14 protein-coding genes and 3 rRNA genes are annotated in these 19,680 nt (G+C 65.3%); 13 read left to right on the top strand and 4 right to left on the bottom strand.

Going from position 1 to position 19,680, the window contains the following annotated elements; translation table 11 throughout:
* Window positions 1-32: 32 nt before the first annotated feature.
* Genes OHA10_RS00085 through OHA10_RS00075 form a run of 3 tightly spaced genes read right to left on the bottom strand, consistent with a single transcriptional unit; the run spans window position 33 to window position 2,048 of the window.
* Complete coding sequence (locus OHA10_RS00085; RefSeq protein ID WP_371404081.1) at window positions 33-596, bottom strand: N-acetyltransferase family protein; 564 nt, start codon at window positions 594-596, stop codon at window positions 33-35.
* A gap of 40 nt (window positions 597-636) precedes the next feature.
* Window positions 637-1,497, bottom strand: coding sequence for an RNA polymerase sigma-70 factor (locus OHA10_RS00080; protein ID WP_371404080.1), 861 nt, complete (start codon window positions 1,495-1,497; stop codon window positions 637-639).
* Complete coding sequence (locus OHA10_RS00075; RefSeq protein WP_371404079.1) at window positions 1,494-2,048, bottom strand: carboxymuconolactone decarboxylase family protein; 555 nt, start codon at window positions 2,046-2,048, stop codon at window positions 1,494-1,496. The genes OHA10_RS00080 and OHA10_RS00075 overlap by 4 nt, the downstream gene beginning before the upstream one ends.
* A gap of 147 nt (window positions 2,049-2,195) precedes the next feature.
* On the opposite strand from OHA10_RS00075, the gene argC reads away from it, so the two are divergent.
* The 8 genes from argC to OHA10_RS00035 all read left to right on the top strand — a co-directional run bounded on the left by argC (window position 2,196) and on the right by OHA10_RS00035 (window position 10,166).
* A complete protein-coding gene (gene argC / locus OHA10_RS00070; RefSeq protein WP_371404078.1) occupies window positions 2,196-3,227 on the top strand; it encodes an N-acetyl-gamma-glutamyl-phosphate reductase in 1,032 nt (343 codons plus the stop codon).
* The gene (gene argJ / locus OHA10_RS00065; RefSeq protein ID WP_371404077.1) at window positions 3,224-4,426 is read left to right on the top strand and encodes a bifunctional glutamate N-acetyltransferase/amino-acid acetyltransferase ArgJ; all 1,203 of its coding nucleotides are present in this window, start codon (window positions 3,224-3,226) and stop codon (window positions 4,424-4,426) included. The genes argC and argJ overlap by 4 nt, the downstream gene beginning before the upstream one ends.
* Before the next feature lie 115 nt (window positions 4,427-4,541).
* Window positions 4,542-5,420 (top strand): acetylglutamate kinase, encoded by an 879-nt coding sequence (gene argB, locus OHA10_RS00060; protein ID WP_371404076.1) that lies wholly within the window; start codon window positions 4,542-4,544, stop codon window positions 5,418-5,420.
* Entirely contained in the window at window positions 5,417-6,616 is a 1,200-nt protein-coding gene (locus OHA10_RS00055; RefSeq protein ID WP_371404075.1) for an acetylornithine transaminase, read from the top strand. The genes argB and OHA10_RS00055 overlap by 4 nt, the downstream gene beginning before the upstream one ends.
* Window positions 6,617-7,549, top strand: coding sequence for an ornithine carbamoyltransferase (gene argF, locus OHA10_RS00050; protein WP_371404074.1), 933 nt, complete (start codon window positions 6,617-6,619; stop codon window positions 7,547-7,549).
* Window positions 7,546-8,055, top strand: coding sequence for an arginine repressor (locus OHA10_RS00045; RefSeq protein ID WP_371404073.1), 510 nt, complete (start codon window positions 7,546-7,548; stop codon window positions 8,053-8,055). Before argF ends, OHA10_RS00045 begins: the two co-directional genes overlap by 4 nt.
* A gap of 3 nt (window positions 8,056-8,058) precedes the next feature.
* Window positions 8,059-9,471: an argininosuccinate lyase gene (gene argH, locus OHA10_RS00040; RefSeq protein WP_371407888.1), complete on the top strand. Its 1,413-nt coding sequence runs from the start codon at window positions 8,059-8,061 to the stop codon at window positions 9,469-9,471.
* 23 nt (window positions 9,472-9,494) lie between these two features.
* Window positions 9,495-10,166: a DNA-3-methyladenine glycosylase gene (locus OHA10_RS00035; RefSeq protein WP_371404072.1), complete on the top strand. Its 672-nt coding sequence runs from the start codon at window positions 9,495-9,497 to the stop codon at window positions 10,164-10,166.
* Here the strand turns inward: OHA10_RS00035 and OHA10_RS00030 are convergent.
* Window positions 10,163-11,110, bottom strand: coding sequence for an LLM class flavin-dependent oxidoreductase (locus tag OHA10_RS00030; protein WP_371404071.1), 948 nt, complete (start codon window positions 11,108-11,110; stop codon window positions 10,163-10,165). The genes OHA10_RS00035 and OHA10_RS00030 overlap by 4 nt on opposite strands.
* Window positions 11,111-11,219: 109 nt before the next feature.
* Between OHA10_RS00030 and OHA10_RS00025 the strand changes: the two genes are divergently transcribed.
* The 5 genes from OHA10_RS00025 to rrf all read left to right on the top strand — a co-directional run bounded on the left by OHA10_RS00025 (window position 11,220) and on the right by rrf (window position 19,630).
* Complete coding sequence (locus OHA10_RS00025; protein WP_371404070.1) at window positions 11,220-12,257, top strand: App1 family protein; 1,038 nt, start codon at window positions 11,220-11,222, stop codon at window positions 12,255-12,257.
* A 60-nt stretch (window positions 12,258-12,317) separates the two neighbouring features.
* Window positions 12,318-13,610 (top strand): tyrosine--tRNA ligase, encoded by a 1,293-nt coding sequence (gene tyrS, locus OHA10_RS00020; RefSeq protein ID WP_371404069.1) that lies wholly within the window; start codon window positions 12,318-12,320, stop codon window positions 13,608-13,610.
* A 599-nt stretch (window positions 13,611-14,209) separates the two neighbouring features.
* Window positions 14,210-15,734: ribosomal RNA gene (locus OHA10_RS00015) — 16S ribosomal RNA — on the top strand.
* Window positions 15,735-16,220: 486 nt separating this feature from the next.
* A 23S ribosomal RNA gene (locus OHA10_RS00010) occupies window positions 16,221-19,345 on the top strand.
* A gap of 167 nt (window positions 19,346-19,512) precedes the next feature.
* A 5S ribosomal RNA gene (rrf, locus tag OHA10_RS00005) occupies window positions 19,513-19,630 on the top strand.
* The 16S, 23S and 5S rRNA genes sit together here, the layout of an rRNA operon.
* Window positions 19,631-19,680: the final 50 nt, after the last annotated feature.

The raw sequence follows: 19,680 nt of genomic DNA, 5'->3' as shown, positions 1-19,680 counted from the left end.
TAGTGCACCCGCGCGACGCTGTACGCGCAGGCTCAGGTGCACCAGCGGACGCCCGACACCTCCTGTCGAGATGCAGGCGATAGGTCCTGCACGAGCATGAGCTCGTCGCGGTAGTCGTCGGGAGCGAGGCGGATCGCGCGCGGGTGGGTGCCGACGACGCGGTAGCCGAGCGGACCGTAGAACTTCTCCAGACCGAGCCCGTCCCGGATCGTCAGCTGGAGCTGCTCGAGGCCGAGGTCGACCGCCGATCCGCGTAACCCCTCCATCAACACGCAGCCGGCGCCGTTGCCCTGGTGCTCCGGATGGACCATCACCCGGAGCACCGTGCGCCAATGCTCCTGCAGCCAACTCCCGCGGCTCACCAGCAGACCCATCCCGACGTACCGCTCACCGTTGTGCAGCACACCGAGCAGGTCCAGCCCGGCCGCGACCCGGCCGAGTGCGGCGTCGAGGGTCTCGGCGATCTGCCCGACCGGCGCGGGCGCCGTGAACCCGACCGCGCCGCCCGCGTTCGTCGCCGCGACCCAGGTATCGAGCAGGTCCGCCCGCAGCCCCGGGTCGAGCACCTCGTCCGGGTCCTTCACCAGGTACTTCACCGCACCTCCATCTGCGACTGAGTTGCAGATAGTCTACGGCTCAGTGGATGTGTTCCAGCTTGTCCGGGTTCCGGATCAGGTACAGCTCGCTGATCAGGCCGTCGTCGCTCTTCAGGAACGCGACCGTGTCCGGCGCGTCCCCGTCGTACGCGATGTAGGCGATCTCGCCGTTCAGCGTGCCCATCCGGATCTCGAAGCCCGGGTTCTCCGCGATCACCGCGAACAGCCAGCGGGCGATCTTGTCCGCGCCGTGGATCGGCCGGAGTGCGGCCTTCTTCTTGCCGCCGCCGTCGCTGATCAGTACGGCGTCCGGCGCGAGCAACGCGACCACCTGGTCGAAGTCGCCCGACCCGGCCGCCTGCATGAACCGCATCGTCACCTCGTCGTGGCGTGCCTTGTCGACGTGGTGCCGCGGCTGACGCGCGTGGACGTGCTCGCGGGCGCGATGGGCGAGCTGCCGTACGGCGGTCTCGGACCGGCCGAGCGTGTCCGCGATCTCGTCGTACGGGAGGTCGAACACCTCACGCAGTACGAACGTCGCGCGCTCGAGCGGAGACAGCGTCTCGAGTACGACGAGCATCGCCATGCTGACCGAATCCGCGAGCTCGACCGCGGCCTCGGGGTCGTCGTCCGTCGCGAGGGGCTCCGGCAACCACGGGCCGACGTACTGCTCCCGTCGGGCCTTCTGCTCCCGCAGCCGGTTGAGCGCCAACCGGGTCGTGATGCGGATCAGATAGGCCCGCGTGTCTCGCACCTCGTCGTGGTCGACCCCGGTCCACCGCAGCCACGCCTCCTGGACCACGTCCTCCGCGTCGCTCACGCTGCCGACGACGCGGTACGCCGCCCCGACCAGCACGGACCGGTGCTCGGCGAACTCGCTCGCCAACTGCTCATCGGTCATTTGACCGGCCTCAGTTCGCAGGTCTCCTTGAAGCCTTGGCTGGTCAACCCGAGGGCGGCGTTGGTGCGGGAGCGGTAGTTCTCCAGCGAGATGACCGACGTGAGCTCGACCAGTTGCTCGTCGGTGAGGTCGGCGCGCAACCGCTCGACCTGCTCGTCGGTGACCTCCGGCGGGGTCGCCGTCATCGCCTCGGCGTAGTCCATCACCGCGCGCTCCAGATCCGAGTAGACGTCGCTGTCCCGCCACCCTGGCACATCGCGCAGCTTGGCCTGGGCGACACCCTGGTGATGGAACTCCCAGTAGCCGAAGTCCATGCACCAGCTGCATCCGATCCGCGCCGACGTCACCATCACCGCGAGCGCCTTCAGCTCCGGGTCCAGCTTGTTCCAGCGAGCCGCAGACCCCTCCAGCAGCAGCATCGACACCAGCACCCGCCGGTTGTGCAGCGCCGCCTGCCCCGGCTCCAGCACCGTCCCGTACTTCCGCCGGCTGCCCCACTCCGCCAGCCGGACAAACCAGCCCCGCCGATGCTCCAACGCGATCCGCGCCATCTCACCCTCCAGAGTTCGTCGTCGACCCCTGGACACGCGGCGGCACGCGCCGTGTGACATGACGCGCGTCACAGCACGTGGTTGGCTGGTGGTCCAGGAGCTGAGAGCTTGTTGGATATTCATCCGCTTCATGGCATACTCATTCACATGAGCGTGAAGGTGGCGGTGGCCGGAGCCAGTGGGTACGCGGGAGGCGAGCTGCTCCGGTTGCTGAGCAGCCACCCCGAGGTGGAGATCGGCGCCCTGACCGCCGGCGGGAACGCCGGTACGGCGCTCGGCGTGCACCACCCGCACCTCGTGCCGCTGGCCGGGCGCATCCTGGTCGAGACCACGGCGGAGAATCTCGCCGGTCACGACGTGGTGTTCCTGGCCCTGCCGCACGGACAGTCCGCCGGAATCGCCGACCAGCTCGGCGAGGACGTCACCGTGATCGACTGCGGCGCGGACTTCCGGCTGACCGAGGCCGAGGCGTGGGTCGAGTTCTACGGCGGCGAGCACGCCGGCTCGTGGCCGTACGGGCTCCCGGAGCTCCCCGGACAGCGGGACAAGCTCCGCGGGTCGAACCGGGTCGCCGTACCGGGTTGTTACCCCACCGTCTCCACCCTCGCCCTCCTTCCCGCCGTACAGCACGGGCTTGTCGATCCCACCCAGCTGGTGGTGGTCGCGGTCAGCGGTACGTCGGGCGCGGGCAAGGCACCGAAGGCGCATCTGCTCGGGGCGGAGGTGATGGGCTCGGCGTCGGCGTACGGCGTCGGCGGCGTGCACCGGCATACCCCGGAGATCGAGCAGAACCTCACGCCGTACGCCGATCAGCCGGTCAGCGTCTCGTTCACGCCGGTGCTCGTCCCGATGGCCCGCGGCATCCTCGCCACCTGCAGCGCACCGATCGCCGACGGCACCGATCTCGCGAAGCTCCGGCAGACGTATGAAGATGCCTACCGCAACGAGCCGTTCGTGCACGTGCTGCCCGAGGGGCAATGGCCGCAGACGCAGGCCACCCTCGGCGCCAACACCGTGCAGCTGCAAGTAGCCCTCGACCAGCGCACCGGCCGCGCCGTCATCGTGGCCGCGATGGACAACCTCACCAAGGGCACCGCCGGCGGAGCCGTGCAGTGCATGAACCTGGCCATCGGTCTCGACGAGACCCAGGCCCTGCCCCTCGTAGGAGTCGCACCGTGACCGTCGCAGTTACCCCAGCCACCCAAGTCGATCGGAGCGCCGGGGTCACCGCGCCGGCCGGCTTCCGTGCGTCCGGGGTGATCGCCGGGATCAAGCCCGCCGGTACGCCGGACCTCACCGTGGTCGTGAACGACGGCCCGTCCGACGTCGCCGCCGGCGTCTTCACCACCAACAAGGTGAAGGCCGCGCCGGTGCTCTGGTCCCAGCAGGTCCTGACCGCCGGAGCGCTGAAGGCCGTCGTCCTGAACTCCGGCGGCGCGAACGCGTGCACCGGCCCGGAGGGTTTCCAGGACACGCACAAGACCGCGGAGAAGCTGGCCGAGGTGCTCGGCGTCGGCGCGGCGCAGATCGGCGTCTGCTCGACCGGCCTGATCGGCGAACGCCTCCCGATGGACCAGCTGATCCCCGGGATCGAGACCGCGGTCGGTGCCCTCGGCGCGACGACCGGTCACGACCTGTCCGCCGCCACCGCGGTGATGACGACCGACAACGTGCCGAAGCTCGGCGTGTTGCGGCACCCGGACGGCTGGAGCATCGGCGGGTTCGCGAAGGGCGCCGGCATGTGCGCGCCGAACATGGCGACGATGCTGAGCGTGCTCACCACCGACGCTGTGCTCGACCAGCCGCATCTCGACCACGCGCTGCGCAACGCGGTCGCGAAGACGTTCAACCGGCTCGACGTCGACGGCGGTACGTCGACCAACGACACCGTGCTCCTGCTCAGCTCGGGCGCATCCGGTGTGCGCGTCACGCCCGAGGCGTTCGAGGCGGCGCTGACCGTGCTGGCTGCTGACCTGGTGAAGCAGTTGCAGGCCGACGCCGAGGGCGTCACCAAGCACGTCAGTATCACCGTTCAGGGTGCCGCGACCGAGGCCGAAGCGCTGGCCGCCGCCAAGGTCGTTGCCGAGGACAACCTCTGCAAGACCGCGTTCTTCGCCTCCGACCCGAACTGGGGCCGGATCGCGATGGCGGTCGGCAACGCACCCACCGCGTTCGACCCGTCGCTGCTCGACATCACGCTGAACGGCGCGGCCATCTGTGTCGCCGGCGGCAAGGGCGTCGACCGCTCCGAGGCGGATCTGAGCGGACTCGAGATCGACGTACTGATCGACCTGCACGCCGGCCCGGCGTCCGCGACGGTGCTCACCACCGACCTGTCCCACGCCTACGTCGAAGAGAACTCGGCCTACTCCTCGTGACTGTGCATTTTGCCTCGCTGCCGCTCGGCGGCTCATGGGGCCGTGACTCCCGGCCTTCCCTCGTCGCTCCAGTCGCTGCGCTCCCTGCGCTCCTCAGTCCAGGCCGGGAGGCCCCATGAACAGTCATGCAGACGCGGTCGAGAAGGCCGCGGTACTGACCGAAGCCCTGCCCTGGCTCAAGGAGTTCCACGGCAAGACGGTCGTCGTGAAGTACGGCGGCAACGCCATGGTCGACGACAAACTCAAGCAGGCCTTCGCCTCCGACATCGTCTTCCTCCGGTACGCCGGGGTGCGGGTCGTCGTCGTGCACGGCGGCGGACCGCAGATCAGCGACATGCTCGGCCGGCTCGGGATCGACAGCGAGTTCCGCGGCGGTCTGCGGGTCACCACGCCCGAGGCGATGGATGTCGTCGGCATGGTCCTCGTCGGCAAGGTCGGCCGCGAACTGGTCGGTCTGCTCAACGCGCACGGCCCGTTCGCGGTCGGCATGTCCGGCGAGGACGCGGGCTTGTTCACCGCGGAGCGCCGTACGGCGGTCGTCGACGGCGAGCAGGTCGACATCGGACTGGTCGGCGACGTGGTCGACGTACGGCCGGAGGCGGTGATCGACCTGATCGACGCCGGCCGGATCCCGGTGGTGTCGACGATCGCGCCGGACGAGGACGGTCAGGCGCACAACGTGAACGCCGACACCGCGGCCGCCGCGCTCGCGGTCGCGCTCGGCGCCGAGAAGCTCGTCGTCCTGACCGACGTCGCCGGGCTCTACCGGAACTGGCCGGACAGCGACGAGATCATCACGCAGATCGACGCGGCCGAACTCGCCGAGCTGCTGCCGTCGCTGGCGTCGGGCATGGTGCCGAAGATGGAAGCCTGCCTGCGCGCGGTCCAGTCGGGCGTGTCCCGGGCGACCGTGATCGACGGCCGCGTGCCGCACTCGCTGCTCCTCGAGATCTTCACCGACGCCGGAAGTGGAACCCAGGTGATCCCGTCATGACCGAACTTGTCACCGTCGACGGCTCCCAGGCCGCACTCACCGAGCGGTACGCGGGTGCGCTGATGAACACGTTCGGTGCGCCGAAGCGTGTGCTGGTGCGCGGCGAGGGCGCGTACCTGTGGGATGCCGACGGCAACAAGTACCTCGACCTGCTCGGCGGACTCGCGGTCAACTGCCTCGGTCACGCGCACCCGTTCGTGGTGTCCGCGGTGACCTCGCAGCTCGCCACGCTCGGCCACGTCTCGAACTTCTTCGCCTCCGCGCCGCAGATCGCGCTGGCCGAGAAACTCCTCGGTCTCTTCGACGCCCCGGGCAAGGTGTTCTTCACCAACTCCGGCACCGAGGCGAACGAGGCGGCCTTCAAGATCACCCGGCGGACCGGCCGCACCAAGATCGTCTCGACGGTCGGCGCGTTCCACGGCCGCTCGATGGGTGCGCTCGCGGTGACCTGGAAACCGGCATACCGCGAGGCGTTCGCGCCGCTGCCCGGCGATGTCGAGTTCGTCCCGTACGGCGACGCCGAGGCGCTCGCCGCGGCCGTCGACGACCAGACGGCGGCCGTCGTACTCGAGCCGATCCAGGGCGAGAACGGGGTCGTCGTACCGCCGGCCGGATACCTGCGGGCCGCTCGGAGCATCACGGCCGAGCACGGTGCGCTGCTGTGGATCGACGAGATCCAGACCGGGATCGGGCGGACCGGTACGTGGTTCGCGTTCGAGCCCGAGGGCATCACGCCGGACATCGTGACGGTGGCCAAGGGCCTCGGCGCGGGCATCCCGATCGGCGCGTGCATCGGGCTGGGCGCGGCGGCAGACCTCCTGCAGCCGGGCAACCACGGTACGACGTTCGGCGGCAACCCGGTCGCATCGATCGCCGGCCTCGCGGTGCTGACCGTGATCGAGCGGGACGGGCTGCTCGCCCAGGTGAATGCCGTCGGCAACCACCTCGCGTCGTCGATCATCGCGCTCGACCACCCGATGATCGCGGGCGTCCGCGGACGCGGGCTGCTGCTGGCGATCGAGCTGACCGAGCCGGTGTCGGACCAGGTGGCGGCGCTGGCGCTGGAGGCCGGCTTCGTGATCAACAATCCGATCCCGAACGCGTTGCGGCTGGCGCCGCCGTACATCCTGAGCAAGGCTGACGTGGACAGTTTCGTCGCGGCCCTTCCGGGGTTGCTCGACAAGGTGGAGGCGTAGATGGTTCGGCACTTCCTTCGTGACGACGATCTGTCGCCGGTCGAGCAGGACGAAGTACTGACGCTGGCCGCGCAGCTCGCGGGGGACCGGCACGGGCACAAACCGTTGAGCGGGCCCAAGACGGTCGCGGTGATCTTCGACAAGACCTCGACGCGGACCCGGATCTCGTTCGCGGTCGGGATCTCCGAGCTCGGCGGCGTACCGCTGGTCATCGACGCGCAGACCTCGCAGCTGGGCCGCGGCGAACCGATCGCGGACACCGCGCGGGTGCTGGACCGGCAGGTCGAGGCGATCGTCTGGCGGACCTTCGGCCAGAGCCGGATCGAGGAGATGGCGGCGGCATCGCGGGTGCCGGTGATCAACGCGCTCACTGACGAGTTCCACCCGTGCCAGATCCTCGCCGATCTCCAGACCGTGCGTCAGCACAAGGGCTCGACCGCCGGGCTGAAGCTGGTCTATCTCGGCGACGGCGCCAACAACATGGCGCACTCGTACCTGCTGGGCGGCGCGACCGCCGGCATGCACGTCGTGGTCGGATCGCCGGCGGAGTACCAGCCGGATCCCGCGATCCTGGCGCGTGCGGCTGAGATCGCGGCGTCGACCGGGGGATCGGTGGCATGGACGGCGGACGCGATCGCGGCGGCCGACGGCGCGGATGTGCTGGCCACCGACACCTGGGTGTCGATGGGGCAGGAGGCCGAGGCCGCTTTGCGCGAGGCGCCGTTCGTCCCGTACGCCGTGACAGAGCAGCTGCTGTCCAAGGCGAATCCAGATGCGATCGTGCTGCACTGCCTGCCCGCGTACCGTGGCAAGGAGATCGACGCGGCCGTGATCGACGGCCCGCAATCGGTCGTCTGGGACGAGGCCGAGAACCGGCTGCACGCGCAGAAGGCGCTGCTGTCGTGGCTGTTGGCGAGGAGTTTCGGGGAATGAGTGTTGCCGTACCGACTACGAAGACCGCGCGTCAGCAACGGATCGTCGATCTGCTCGGTCGGCAGCCGGTGCGGTCGCAGACCGAGTTGGCCGACCTGCTCGCTGCGTCCGGACTGGTCGTCGGGCAGGCGACGCTGTCGCGCGACCTGGTCGAGATCGGTGCGGTGAAGGTCCGCGATTCGTCCGGCCAGCTCGTGTACGCCGTACCGGGTGAAGGCGGTGACCGTACGCCGCGAGCCGGCGAGGCAGCTGCCTTCGAGGCGCGCCTGGCCAGAGTGGCGTCCGAGCTGCTGGTGTCGGCCGAGGGCAGCGCCAATCTGGTCATCCTGCGAACCCCGCCGGGTGCGGCCCAGTACTTCGCGTCGGCGATCGACCACGTGGGCCTGGACGACGTACTCGGCACCATCGCCGGCGACGACACCGTGATGGTCGTGTCCCGCAACCCGGTCGGCGGCGAGGCACTCGCCGCCCGCTTCTTGTCCTTGGCTGCACGTGAACCGAAGTAAGGAATTGTCTTGAGTACTGCTGGACTATGGGGCGGCCGGTTCGCGGGCGGCCCGGCGGATGCGTTGGCGGCGTTGAGCAAGTCGACGGACTTCGACTGGCGACTGGCGCCGTACGACATCGCCGGGTCGAAGGCGCATGCCAAGGTGCTGCACCGCGCGGGACTGCTGACCGACGAGGACCTGGCCGCAATGCTGGCCGGTCTCGACGGACTGCTCGAGGACGTCCTCTCCGGGAAGTTCTTGCCGGCTGATGCTGACGAAGACGTGCACACCGCGCTGGAGAACGGCCTACTCGACCGGCTCGGTGCCGAGCTGGGCGGTCGGCTGCGGGCCGGGCGCTCGCGGAACGACCAGGTCGCGACGCTGTTCAAGAGCTATCTGCGTGAGCACGGCCGGATCATCGGTCGGCTCGTGCTCGAGCAGGTGAACGCGCTCGCGGATCAGGCTGCGCAGCACCTCGGCATCGCCATGCCAGGACGGACGCATCTGCAGCATGCGCAGCCGGTGTTGCTGTCGCACCATCTGCTCGCGCATGCCTGGCCGCTGATCCGGGACCTGGATCGGCTGGCCGACTGGGACGCCCGGGTTGCAGCGGATTCGCCGTACGGCTCGGGTGCGTTGGCCGGTAGTTCGCTGGGGCTCGACCCGGTGTTCGTCGCTCATGAGCTGGGCTTCACGAACTCGTCGGCGAACTCGATCGACGGGACCTCGTCGCGGGACTTCGTGGCGGAGTTCGCGTTCATCACCGCGCAGATCGGCGTGGACCTGTCCCGGCAGGCCGAGGAGGTGATCATCTGGGCGACGAAGGAGTTCGGTTTCGTCGAGCTGGACGACGCGTTCTCGACCGGGTCGAGCATCATGCCGCAGAAGAAGAACCCGGACATCGCCGAGCTCGCCCGCGGCAAGGCGGGCCGCCTGATCGGGAACCTGAGCGGTCTGCTCGCGACGCTGAAGGCGCAGCCGCTCGCGTACAACCGGGACCTGCAGGAGGACAAGGAGCCGGTCTTCGACTCGATCGACACCCTCGAGGTCCTGCTGCCCGCGTTCACCGGGATGATCCGGACGCTGCGGTTCAACACCGCTCGTCTGGAGGAGCTGGCACCGCAGGGCTTCTCGCTGGCAACCGACATCGCCGAGTGGCTGGTCCGCCAGAAGGTCCCGTTCCGGGTTGCGCACGAGCTGGCCGGCGCCTGCGTCCAGGCCTGCGAGAAGCGCGGGATCGAACTGTGGGACCTGTCGGACGAGGACCTGGCTGCCATCTCGCCCCACCTCACCCCCGAGGTCCGCACAGTCCTCACCGTTCAGGGCTCCCTCGCCTCCCGCAACACCCGGGGCGGCACAGCCCAGCCGCAGGTAGAGGCTCAGCTGAGCGAGCTCCGCACCAAAGCCGGGGAATACACCGCCCGCCTCGGCTGACTCTGTGCTTTAGGGTGCTGGGCATGCCTGTGCGCCGCTCGCTTCTTGCCGGTCCTGTGCTGGAAGTGGCGCCTCAGCTGCTCGGCATGTTGATCAGCAGCACCACCGACGAGGGCACTGTCGTCGTACGCCTCACCGAGGTCGAGGCGTACGACGGCCTGAACGACCCGGGCTCGCACGCCTATCGCGGCGAAACCCCGCGCAATGCGATCATGTTCGGCCCGCCCGGCTTCCTGTACGTGTACTTCACGTACGGCATGCACTTCTGCATGAACGTCGTCGTCGGCCCGCCCGGGAAGCCATCGGCCGTCCTGCTGCGCGCGGGCGAGATCGTCGAAGGCGTCGAGCTGGCCCGCGCCCGCCGCGGCCAGCCAGCCGTCGAGAAGGTCGCCTTCAATCAGGTCAGGCAAGGCCCGGTGGTGAAGCGACCGAAGGTCAACCCCGACCGCGATCTCGCGCGCGGCCCTGCCCGCCTGTGTGTTGCCCTCGGCATCAGAGGCGAGGGCAACGGCACCGACCTGCTCGCGAAGGACTCACCGATCCAGCTCCTGCGCGGCCCCGGCTTCGCCGGCGAGCCGTCCACCGGGCCTCGGGTCGGCCTGCGCGAGGCGGCCGACCGCGCGTGGCGTTTCTGGATCCCGGGCGACCCGACGGTCTCGCCGTACCGCCCGCACGTGCCGAAGCGCCGCGCCTAACGCTTGGCCAGCTCCAGCACGTAGTCGAGCTGCGGAAGCCCGTGCTCCACCTCCGGATCCGGGAACAGCCCGATGTGATGCACCCCAGCCGCCTCCAGCGCATCAACGTGCGCGGCGGCGTCGTCGAGCGTCCCGATCGCACCGATCTGCGTCCACCAGTCCGTCGGCATCCCCACCAGCCCGTCGACCCCGGAGTCGTCGAACAGCTTCTTCATGTCGTCGAAGAACGGCAGCGCGGTCACACCCGGGTGGTTGTCGCTGATCCGCCAGCCCAGCCACGGCGCGGTCCACTCGTACGCCGCCTTGCGGTCGTCCCGCACGCACATCGCGGCGAACACCGCGACCACGAATCCATCCGGCGATCCGGCGTACTCCACCGACTGACGCACGTACGCCGGTGTCGCAGGCTCGGCGAGCACGACGCCGCCGGCGACCCGCCCGGCCAGTGCCATCGACTTCGGACCCATCACGCCGAGCAGGATCGGTGGCGGGGTGACCGGCGGCGCGTCCAGCTTCACGTCCTTCAGGTACACCGCCTTGCCCTCGAAGCTGACCTGTTCCCCGGCGAGCAACCGGGTGACCGTTGTGGTGACTTCCTCGAGAGTTGTCAGGGGCGACTTCGGCCGGACACCCATCTGCTCCATCCACGACTGCACGCCGTGACCGATGCCGGGCAGGAACCTCCCGGGCCCGAGCGCGTCGAGCGTCGCGAACTCCATCGCCGTCACCGCCGCCGTCCGCGCCACCGCGGGCGCGATGCCGAGACCGACCGTCAGCCGCTCGGTCGCCGTCAGCGCGGCCGATACCAGCGACGGACCAGCAGTGAAGAAGCAGTCTTCGATGATCCACAGCTCGTCCGCGCCGCCGCGGTCGAGACGCCGCGCCACGTCGGTCACGAGGGCGGCCGGGAAGGTACGCGGGAAGCACATTCCGAGACTGGTCATGGGGAGACCGTAGGAGACGCCGCCGACAGTTCGTGAAGTGCGGGTCAAAGCTTGTCGCCGCGCGCGAGTGAGGACGACTAGGGGACCGTGCTCCGGGTAGGTTTCTGGTATGGCCCGTCCGCACTACGCGTCCCGTCTCGAGGACTGGTTCAACGTCGGGGTGCAGGCTGTGTTGCGGCGTCGTGGCTGGCAGGAGCGGATCATCCCGCAGGTCGGTTACGGCAATACCGAGTTCGTCCGGGTGCTGGCGCGCGTCGTGCTCGGCCGGGACCCGCGCAACCAGCCGCGGTACGACGAGGACCAGATCGTGCGCGGCTGGCGGGTGTTCGTGACCGCGCCGGCGACCAAGGTGCTGGTGTCGGTCACCGTCAACGGGCGGACGTACGACGCCGTCACCGATCGCGGCGGTTTCATCGACCTGACCGTGCCGGAGGTGCTGCCGGCGGGGTGGCACGAGATCATGCTCGGCGTCCACGGCGAACGGCAGGCCCGGGCGCGCATCTTCGTACCGGATCCGGACGCGACGTTCGGACTGGTCAGCGACATCGACGACACAGTCATCCTGACGATGCTGCCGCGTCCGTTCATCGCCGCGTGGAACACGTTCGTCCGCGACGAGCAGGCGCGCCGCGTCGTACCAGGAATGGCAGGGCTGTACGACGAGCTGCTCGCCGATCATCCCGGTGCGCCGATGTTCTACCTGTCGACGGGAGCGTGGAACACCGCGCCGACGCTGACCCGGTTCTTCGCGCGGCACGGGTACCCGCCGGGGCCGTTGCTGATGACGGACTGGGGGCCGACGAACACAGGCTGGTTCCGCAGCGGCCAGGAGCACAAGCGGACCGCACTGCGCCGGCTGGCGCGCGAGTTCCCCAATGTGCGCTGGGTGCTGATCGGCGACGACGGCCAGCACGACCCCCAGCTGTACGGCGACTTCGCGCAGTCCCACCCGGACCACGTGCTCGCCATCGGCATCCGCCAGCTGACTCCGGCCGAGCAGGTCCTGTCCCACGGTCTCCCCGTACCGAACCAGGACCCGGGCGCACACGACCCACACCGCCCCACCGCGGTGACCGTGCAGGGGCCGGACGGACATGCCCTCCGGCCGCAGCTCCGCGCCGTACTGACACGTCCCGAACCCACCTGAGCGTCGGTTGGCCCGCGTACAGGACACTAGGGGTGACCGACGTACTCGAGGAGAGACCAAGTGACCGAACGCCGCACCCAGGTACTGGATGACCTGGAGAGCCGTGGCCTGATTGCCCACTCCACCGACCCGGATGCCCTGCGGGCCGCGATGGCGGAGGGACCGATCACCTCTTATGTCGGCTTCGACCCCACCGCGCCCAGTCTGCACATGGGGAACCTGCTGCAGCTGCTGACGCTGCGCCGGCTCCAGCTGGCCGGTCACAACCCGATCGGCCTCGTCGGTGGTGCCACCGGGTTGATCGGAGACCCCAAGGAGTCGTCGGAGCGGGTGCTGAACCCGAAGGACGTCGTCCAGCAGTGGGTCGAGAAGGTCCGCGCCCAGGTGGAGAAGTTCATCGACTTCGACGAGTCGCTGCCGAACCCGGCGCGGATCGTCAACAACTACGACTGGACCAAGGACCTCAACACCCTCGACTTCCTCCGCGACATCGGGAAGCACTTCCCGGTGAACCGGATGCTCGGCCGCGAGGTGGTGAAGGCGCGGCTGGAGCAGGGGATCAGCTACACGGAGTTCAGCTACGTGCTGCTGCAGTCGCTGGACTATCTGGAGCTCTACCGCCGGCACAACTGCACTCTGCAGACCGGCGGTAGTGACCAGTGGGGGAACCTGACGGCCGGAGTGGAGCTCATCCGGCGTAGCGACGGCGGGAAGGCGCACGCGCTGGCCACGCCGTTGGTGACGAAGGCCGACGGGACCAAGTTCGGGAAGACCGAGTCGGGCTCGGTGTGGCTCGACCGGGAGCTGACCTCGCCGTACGCCTTCTACCAGTTCTGGTTCAACAGCGACGACCGAGACGTCATGCAGCTCGTGCGGTTCTACACCTTCCGCACTGCGGAGGAGATCGCCGCGCTCGAGCAGGCGACCGCGGAACGTCCACAGGCTCGCGAGGCGCAACGCGTACTGGCGGAGGACGTGACCACGCTCGTGCACGGCGCCGAGGAGACGCGGCGCGTGCAGGAGGCTTCGAGGGCGCTGTTCGGCCAGGGGGAGTTGGGGTCGCTCGACGGCTCCACGCTGGTCGCGGCACTGCGCGAAGCACCCCATGTGGAGCTGGGCGCCGGCGAACCAATGCCAACGTACGGCGACCTGCTGGTGAAGTCCGGACTGGTCGCCAGCAAGTCGGCTGCACGGAGGACGGTGGCCGAGGGCGGCGGGTACCTGAACAACGAGAAGGTGAAGGACGCGGAGTACGTGCCCGGTACGGACGACCTGCTGCCCGGCGGCGTGCTCGTACTGCGGCGCGGGAAGCGTTCATTTGCAGGGGTTCTGGCGTCGCCGGCCCAGGGCTGACGGTCCCAGTGTGGCCGCGGTGTGGTCGCCGTGTGGGGGAGGGCTCCACTCCCACATCCGGGTTGCCGAAGGCAAATTACAGGCCTGTGATTCAGCACACCGGGAACCGATTTGACCGGCTACCTGCGAGCCACGTAATGTTCTTCTTGTTGGAGCGAGGCGCGGGACGCGAAAGCGGCCGGTCGCTCCGAACCCCCCAAGGCTAGCTGAGCCGAACCGGGTTGTCTGATCCGGGGCGGTAGCTTGGATGCGGGTGGATGGTCAGAAAATCGGGTCTTGACTCGGTGGATCTGATCCGGTAAGGTAGCGCAGGTTGCCCCGGAAGCGTGGCCGAAAGGTCAAGCTGCGGTGTGCGTCCGATTCTTGAGAACTCAACAGCGTGCCGAAAGTCAATGCCGAAATTTAGCATTATCCCCGTTCACAGGCATTGAACAATCTTCCTGGGCTCTGGGTCTTTTGATCTTGGGTTGGGGTTTGTTGTTGTCTGTGACGGATTCCTTTGAAATTTATACGGATGACAAGCCAGTTGATGGTTTTGTTTCTGATTCAAAGGATCACTCGATGTGTCGACTCACCAGTTTTCTGGTTTGTCATATTTTTCAACGGAGAGTTTGATCCTGGCTCAGGACGAACGCTGGCGGCGTGCTTAACACATGCAAGTCGAGCGGTAAGGCCCCTTCGGGGGTACACGAGCGGCGAACGGGTGAGTAACACGTGAGCAACCTACCCTCAACTTTGGGATAAGCCTCGGAAACGGGGTCTAATACCGGATAATACCAACTGTCTCATGGTGGTTGGTTGAAAGTTCTGGCGGTTGGGGATGGGCTCGCGGCCTATCAGCTTGTTGGTGGGGTAATGGCCTACCAAGGCGTCGACGGGTAGCCGGCCTGAGAGGGCGACCGGCCACACTGGGACTGAGACACGGCCCAGACTCCTACGGGAGGCAGCAGTGGGGAATATTGCGCAATGGACGAAAGTCTGACGCAGCAACGCCGCGTGAGGGATGACGGCCTTCGGGTTGTAAACCTCTTTCAGCAGGGACGAAGCGAGAGTGACGGTACCTGCAGAAGAAGGACCGGCCAACTACGTGCCAGCAGCCGCGGTAATACGTAGGGTCCGAGCGTTGTCCGGAATTATTGGGCGTAAAGGGCTCGTAGGCGGTTCGTCACGTCGGGAGTGAAAACTCGGGGCTTAACCCCGAGCCTGCTTCCGATACGGGCAGACTAGAGGTAGGCAGGGGAGAGCGGAACTCCTGGTGTAGCGGTGGAATGCGCAGATATCAGGAAGAACACCGGTGGCGAAGGCGGCTCTCTGGGCCTTACCTGACGCTGAGGAGCGAAAGCGTGGGTAGCGAACAGGATTAGATACCCTGGTAGTCCACGCCGTAAACGTTGGGCGCTAGGTGTGGGGGACATTCCACGTCCTCCGTGCCGCAGCTAACGCATTAAGCGCCCCGCCTGGGGAGTACGGCCGCAAGGCTAAAACTCAAAGGAATTGACGGGGGCCCGCACAAGCGGCGGAGCATGCGGATTAATTCGATGCAACGCGAAGAACCTTACCTGGGTTTGACATATAGGGAAATCTCGCAGAGATGCGGGGTCCGTAAGGGTCCTATACAGGTGGTGCATGGCTGTCGTCAGCTCGTGTCGTGAGATGTTGGGTTAAGTCCCGCAACGAGCGCAACCCTCGTCCTATGTTGCCAGCACGTCCTTCGGGATGGTGGGGACTCATAGGAGACTGCCGGGGTCAACTCGGAGGAAGGTGGGGATGACGTCAAGTCATCATGCCCCTTATGTCCAGGGCTTCACGCATGCTACAATGGCCGGTACAAAGGGCTGCGAAACTGTAAGGTGGAGCGAATCCCAAAAAGCCGGTCTCAGTTCGGATTGGGGTCTGCAACTCGACCCCATGAAGTCGGAGTCGCTAGTAATCGCAGATCAGCAACGCTGCGGTGAATACGTTCCCGGGCCTTGTACACACCGCCCGTCACGTCATGAAAGTCGGCAACACCCGAAGCCGGTGGCCTAACCCTTGTGGAGGGAGCCGTCGAAGGTGGGGCTGGCGATTAGGACGAAGTCGTAACAAGGTAGCCGTACCGGAAGGTGCGGCTGGATCACCTCCTTTCTAAGGAGCACTTCGGTGGGTTACTCGCGAGAGTGCCTGCCCATTCATCGTTTCCTGGGCGAATGTTCCAGGGCGATGGTGCTTCGGACTGTGGAACATTGACCATTAGGCCAGGATGCTGCTCGAGCGAGCTAGTACTGCAGATGCCCTTCGGGGTGGATGCGTGGAACGTGAGTGAGAGTGTGTGGAATGGCCGAGGCGCGCTGTTGGGTCCTGAGGAATCGGGCTCTGGACTCGTAAGGGTCTTGGGACTGTTTCTTCTGGGTCACGGATCAACCGGGTGACTGGTTGATGTGGTGGCTGGGGCTGGCTCTCACCAAACCGTTGGTGTGGGTGTTCTGGATCGGGTGTGTTGTTTCCCTGGTTTGGGTGCCTGCCTGGTAGGTGGTGGTTTGGGGCTGGTTTTCCTGCCCGTATTTTGAGAACTGTATAGTGGACGCGAGCATCTCTTTGTAGCGTAATTTTGCTTTTTGTTTGTTTGTTTTGTGACAAGCTACTAAGGGCAATCGGTGGATGTCTTGGTACCAAGAGCCGATGAAGGACGTTGGAGCCTGCGATAAGCCCCGGGGAGTTGGCAACCGAGCTGTGATCCGGGGGTGTCCGAATGGGGAAACCCAGCTGGCATTCTAAAGCCAGTTACCAGTGCCTGAACACATAGGGTTCTGGAGGGAACGCGGGGAAGTGAAACATCTCAGTACCCGCAGGAAGAGAAAACAATAGTGATTCCGTGAGTAGTGGCGAGCGAAAGCGGATGAGGCTAAACCATGTGCGTGTGATAGCCGGCGTGCGTTGCGCATGTGGGGTCGTGGGAGCATTCGAGACCTAATGCCGTGGGTCTAAAGAGTTATCAATCACTGTTGAAGTCGAATCTTCTGGAATGTTGAGCCGTAGTGGGTTATAGCCCTGTAGGCGTAAGACAGTGACTCTTGAGTGTTTTCCCAAGTAGCACGGGACTCTTGAAATCTCGTGTGAATCTGGCGGGACCACCCGCTAAGCCTAAATACTTCTTGGTGACCGATAGCGGACTAGTACCGTGAGGGAAAGATGAAAAGTACCCCGGGAGGGGAGTGAAATAGTACCTGAAACCGGTTGCCTACAATCCGTCGGAGCATCTCCTTGTGGGGTGTGACGGCGTGCCTTTTGAAGAATGAGCCTGCGAGTTAGTGGTGTGTGGCGAGGTTAACCCGTGTGGGGTAGCCGTAGCGAAAGCGAGTCTGAATAGGGCGTTTTAGTCGCATGCTCTAGACCCGAAGCGGAGTGATCTATCCATGGGCAGGTTGAAGCGTGGGTAAGACCGCGTGGAGGACCGAACCCACCAGGGTTGAAAACCTGGGGGATGACCTGTGGATAGGGGTGAAAGGCCAATCAAACTCCGTGATAGCTGGTTCTCCCCGAAATGCATATAGGTGCAGCGTCGCGTGTTTCTTACCGGAGGTAGAGCACTGGATGGTCTAGGGGGCTTACCGGCTTACCGAAATCAGCCAAACTCCGAATGCCGGTAAGTGAGAGCGCGGCAGTGAGACTGCGGGGGATAAGCTCCGTAGTCGAGAGGGAAACAGCCCAGATCACCAGCTAAGGCCCCTAAGCGATTGCTAAGTGGAAAAGGATGTGGAGTTGCCCAGACAACCAGGAGGTTGGCTTAGAAGCAGCCACCCTTGAAAGAGTGCGTAATAGCTCACTGGTCAAGTGATTCCGCGCCGACAATGTAGCGGGGCTCAAGCAATCCGCCGAAGCTGTGGCACTCACACAAGTACCCGGCGACCTTCGTGGTCGTCCAGGTGTGTGGGTGGGTAGGGGAGCGTCGTGCAGCGTGTGAAGCAGCCTAGTGATGGAGTTGTGGATGCTGCACGAGTGAGAATGCAGGCATGAGTAGCGAATGACGGGTGAGAAACCCGTCCGCCGGATGATCAAGGGTTCCAGGGTCAAGCTAATCTGCCCTGGGTAAGTCGGGACCTAAGGCGAGGCCGACAGGCGTAGTCGATGGACAACGGGTTGATATTCCCGTACCGGCATTAACACGACCCGACCGAACCCGCTGATGCTAAGAGACGGAAGCGCCAAGACCTTCGGGTTGCGGTGTGGATGTTTTGACCCGAGGTGGTAGTAGGTGCATTGAGGAGTGACGCAGGAGGGTAGTCCAACCGCGGCGATGGTAGGCGCAAGCTGATCCGCGGGCAAGGTGGTAGGGCGAGGCATAGGCAAATCCGTGTCTCATTGAGCCTGAGAGCCGAGGCGGACCCGTTCAGGGGAAGTGGATGATCCCATGCTGCCGAGAAAAACTTCGCAGTGAGTGTTAGAGCCGCCCGTACCCCAAACCGACACAGGTGATCAGGTAGAGAATACCGAGGCGATCGAGTGAACCATGGTTAAGGAACTCGGCAAAATGCCCCCGTAACTTCGGGAGAAGGGGGACCGGATCCGTTACATCATTTACTGGTGGAAGCGGTGATGGTCGCAGAGACCAGGCCCAAGCGACTGTTTACTAAAAACACAGGTCCGTGCGAAGAAGTAATTCGATGTATACGGACTGACGCCTGCCCGGTGCTGGAACGTTAAGGGGACAGGTTAGCTGGCTTTAGGGCCGGCGAAGCTTTGAACTTAAGCGCCAGTAAACGGCGGTGGTAACTATAACCATCCTAAGGTAGCGAAATTCCTTGTCGGGTAAGTTCCGACCTGCACGAATGGCGTAACGACTTGGGCGCTGTCTCAACCGTGGACTCGGCGAAATTGCATTACGAGTAAAGATGCTCGTTACGCGCAGCAGGACGGAAAGACCCCGGGACCTTTACTACAACTTGGTATTGGTGGTCGGTACAATTTGTGTAGGATAGGTGGGAGACTGTGAAGCTCGGACGCCAGTTCGGGTGGAGTCATCGTTGAAATACCACTCTGATTGTTCTGGCTGTCTAACTTTGGTCCGTTATCCGGATCAGGGACAGTGCCTGGTGGGTAGTTTGACTGGGGCGGTCGCCTCCTAAAAGGTAACGGAGGCGCTCAAAGGTTCCCTCAGCCTGGTTGGCAATCAGGTGTCGAGTGTAAGTGCACAAGGGAGCTTGACTGTGAGACAGACATGTCGAGCAGGGACGAAAGTCGGAACTAGTGATCCGGCGGTGGCATGTGGGAGCACCGTCGCTCAACGGATAAAAGGTACCCCGGGGATAACAGGCTGATCTTCCCCAAGAGTCCATATCGACGGGATGGTTTGGCACCTCGATGTCGGCTCGTCGCATCCTGGGGCTGGAGTAGGTCCCAAGGGTTGGGCTGTTCGCCCATTAAAGCGGCACGCGAGCTGGGTTTAGAACGTCGTGAGACAGTTCGGTCCCTATCCGCTGCGCGCGCAGGAGACTTGAGAAGGGCTGCCCCTAGTACGAGAGGACCGGGGTGGACGAACCTCTGGTGTGCCAGTTGTTCCGCCAGGAGCACGGCTGGTTGGCTACGTTCGGGAGTGATAACCGCTGAAAGCATCTAAGCGGGAAGCACGCTTCAAGATGAGGTCTCCCACCGGGTTAACCGGGTAAGGCCCCCAGTAGACCACTGGGTTGATAGGCCAGAAGTGGAAGCGCCGTAAGGTGTGGAGCTGACTGGTACTAATAGGCCGAGGGCTTGTCACACACACAACCCCCTCCATAGAGGACGGGTTGTCAGACGACTTCAAGCTGCGCTATGTAACTGATGTTCGCGTTCACTGTACGGTTCCCGGAATACGGTCACCCCAGCAACCAGACCCCTGCAGGTGGGGGTTTGTGGTCTTGGTTGGTTGATAGTGTTCTCATATTGTTTCGGTGGCCATAGCGTCGGGGAAACACCCAGTCTCCATTCCGAACCTGGAAGTTAAGCCCGCCAGCGCCGATGGTACTGCGACCGGGAGGTCGTGGGAGAGTAGGACGCCGCCGGACATTCACACTGTTAAGGGCCACCCCACACGGGGTGGCCCTTAACATTTGTA

Source organism: Kribbella sp. NBC_00662 (assembly GCF_041430295.1).
Lineage (GTDB): Bacteria > Actinomycetota > Actinomycetes > Propionibacteriales > Kribbellaceae > Kribbella.
The sequence above is the reverse complement of the archived record's forward strand: the minus strand, read 5'-3'. Positions and strand labels throughout refer to the sequence as shown.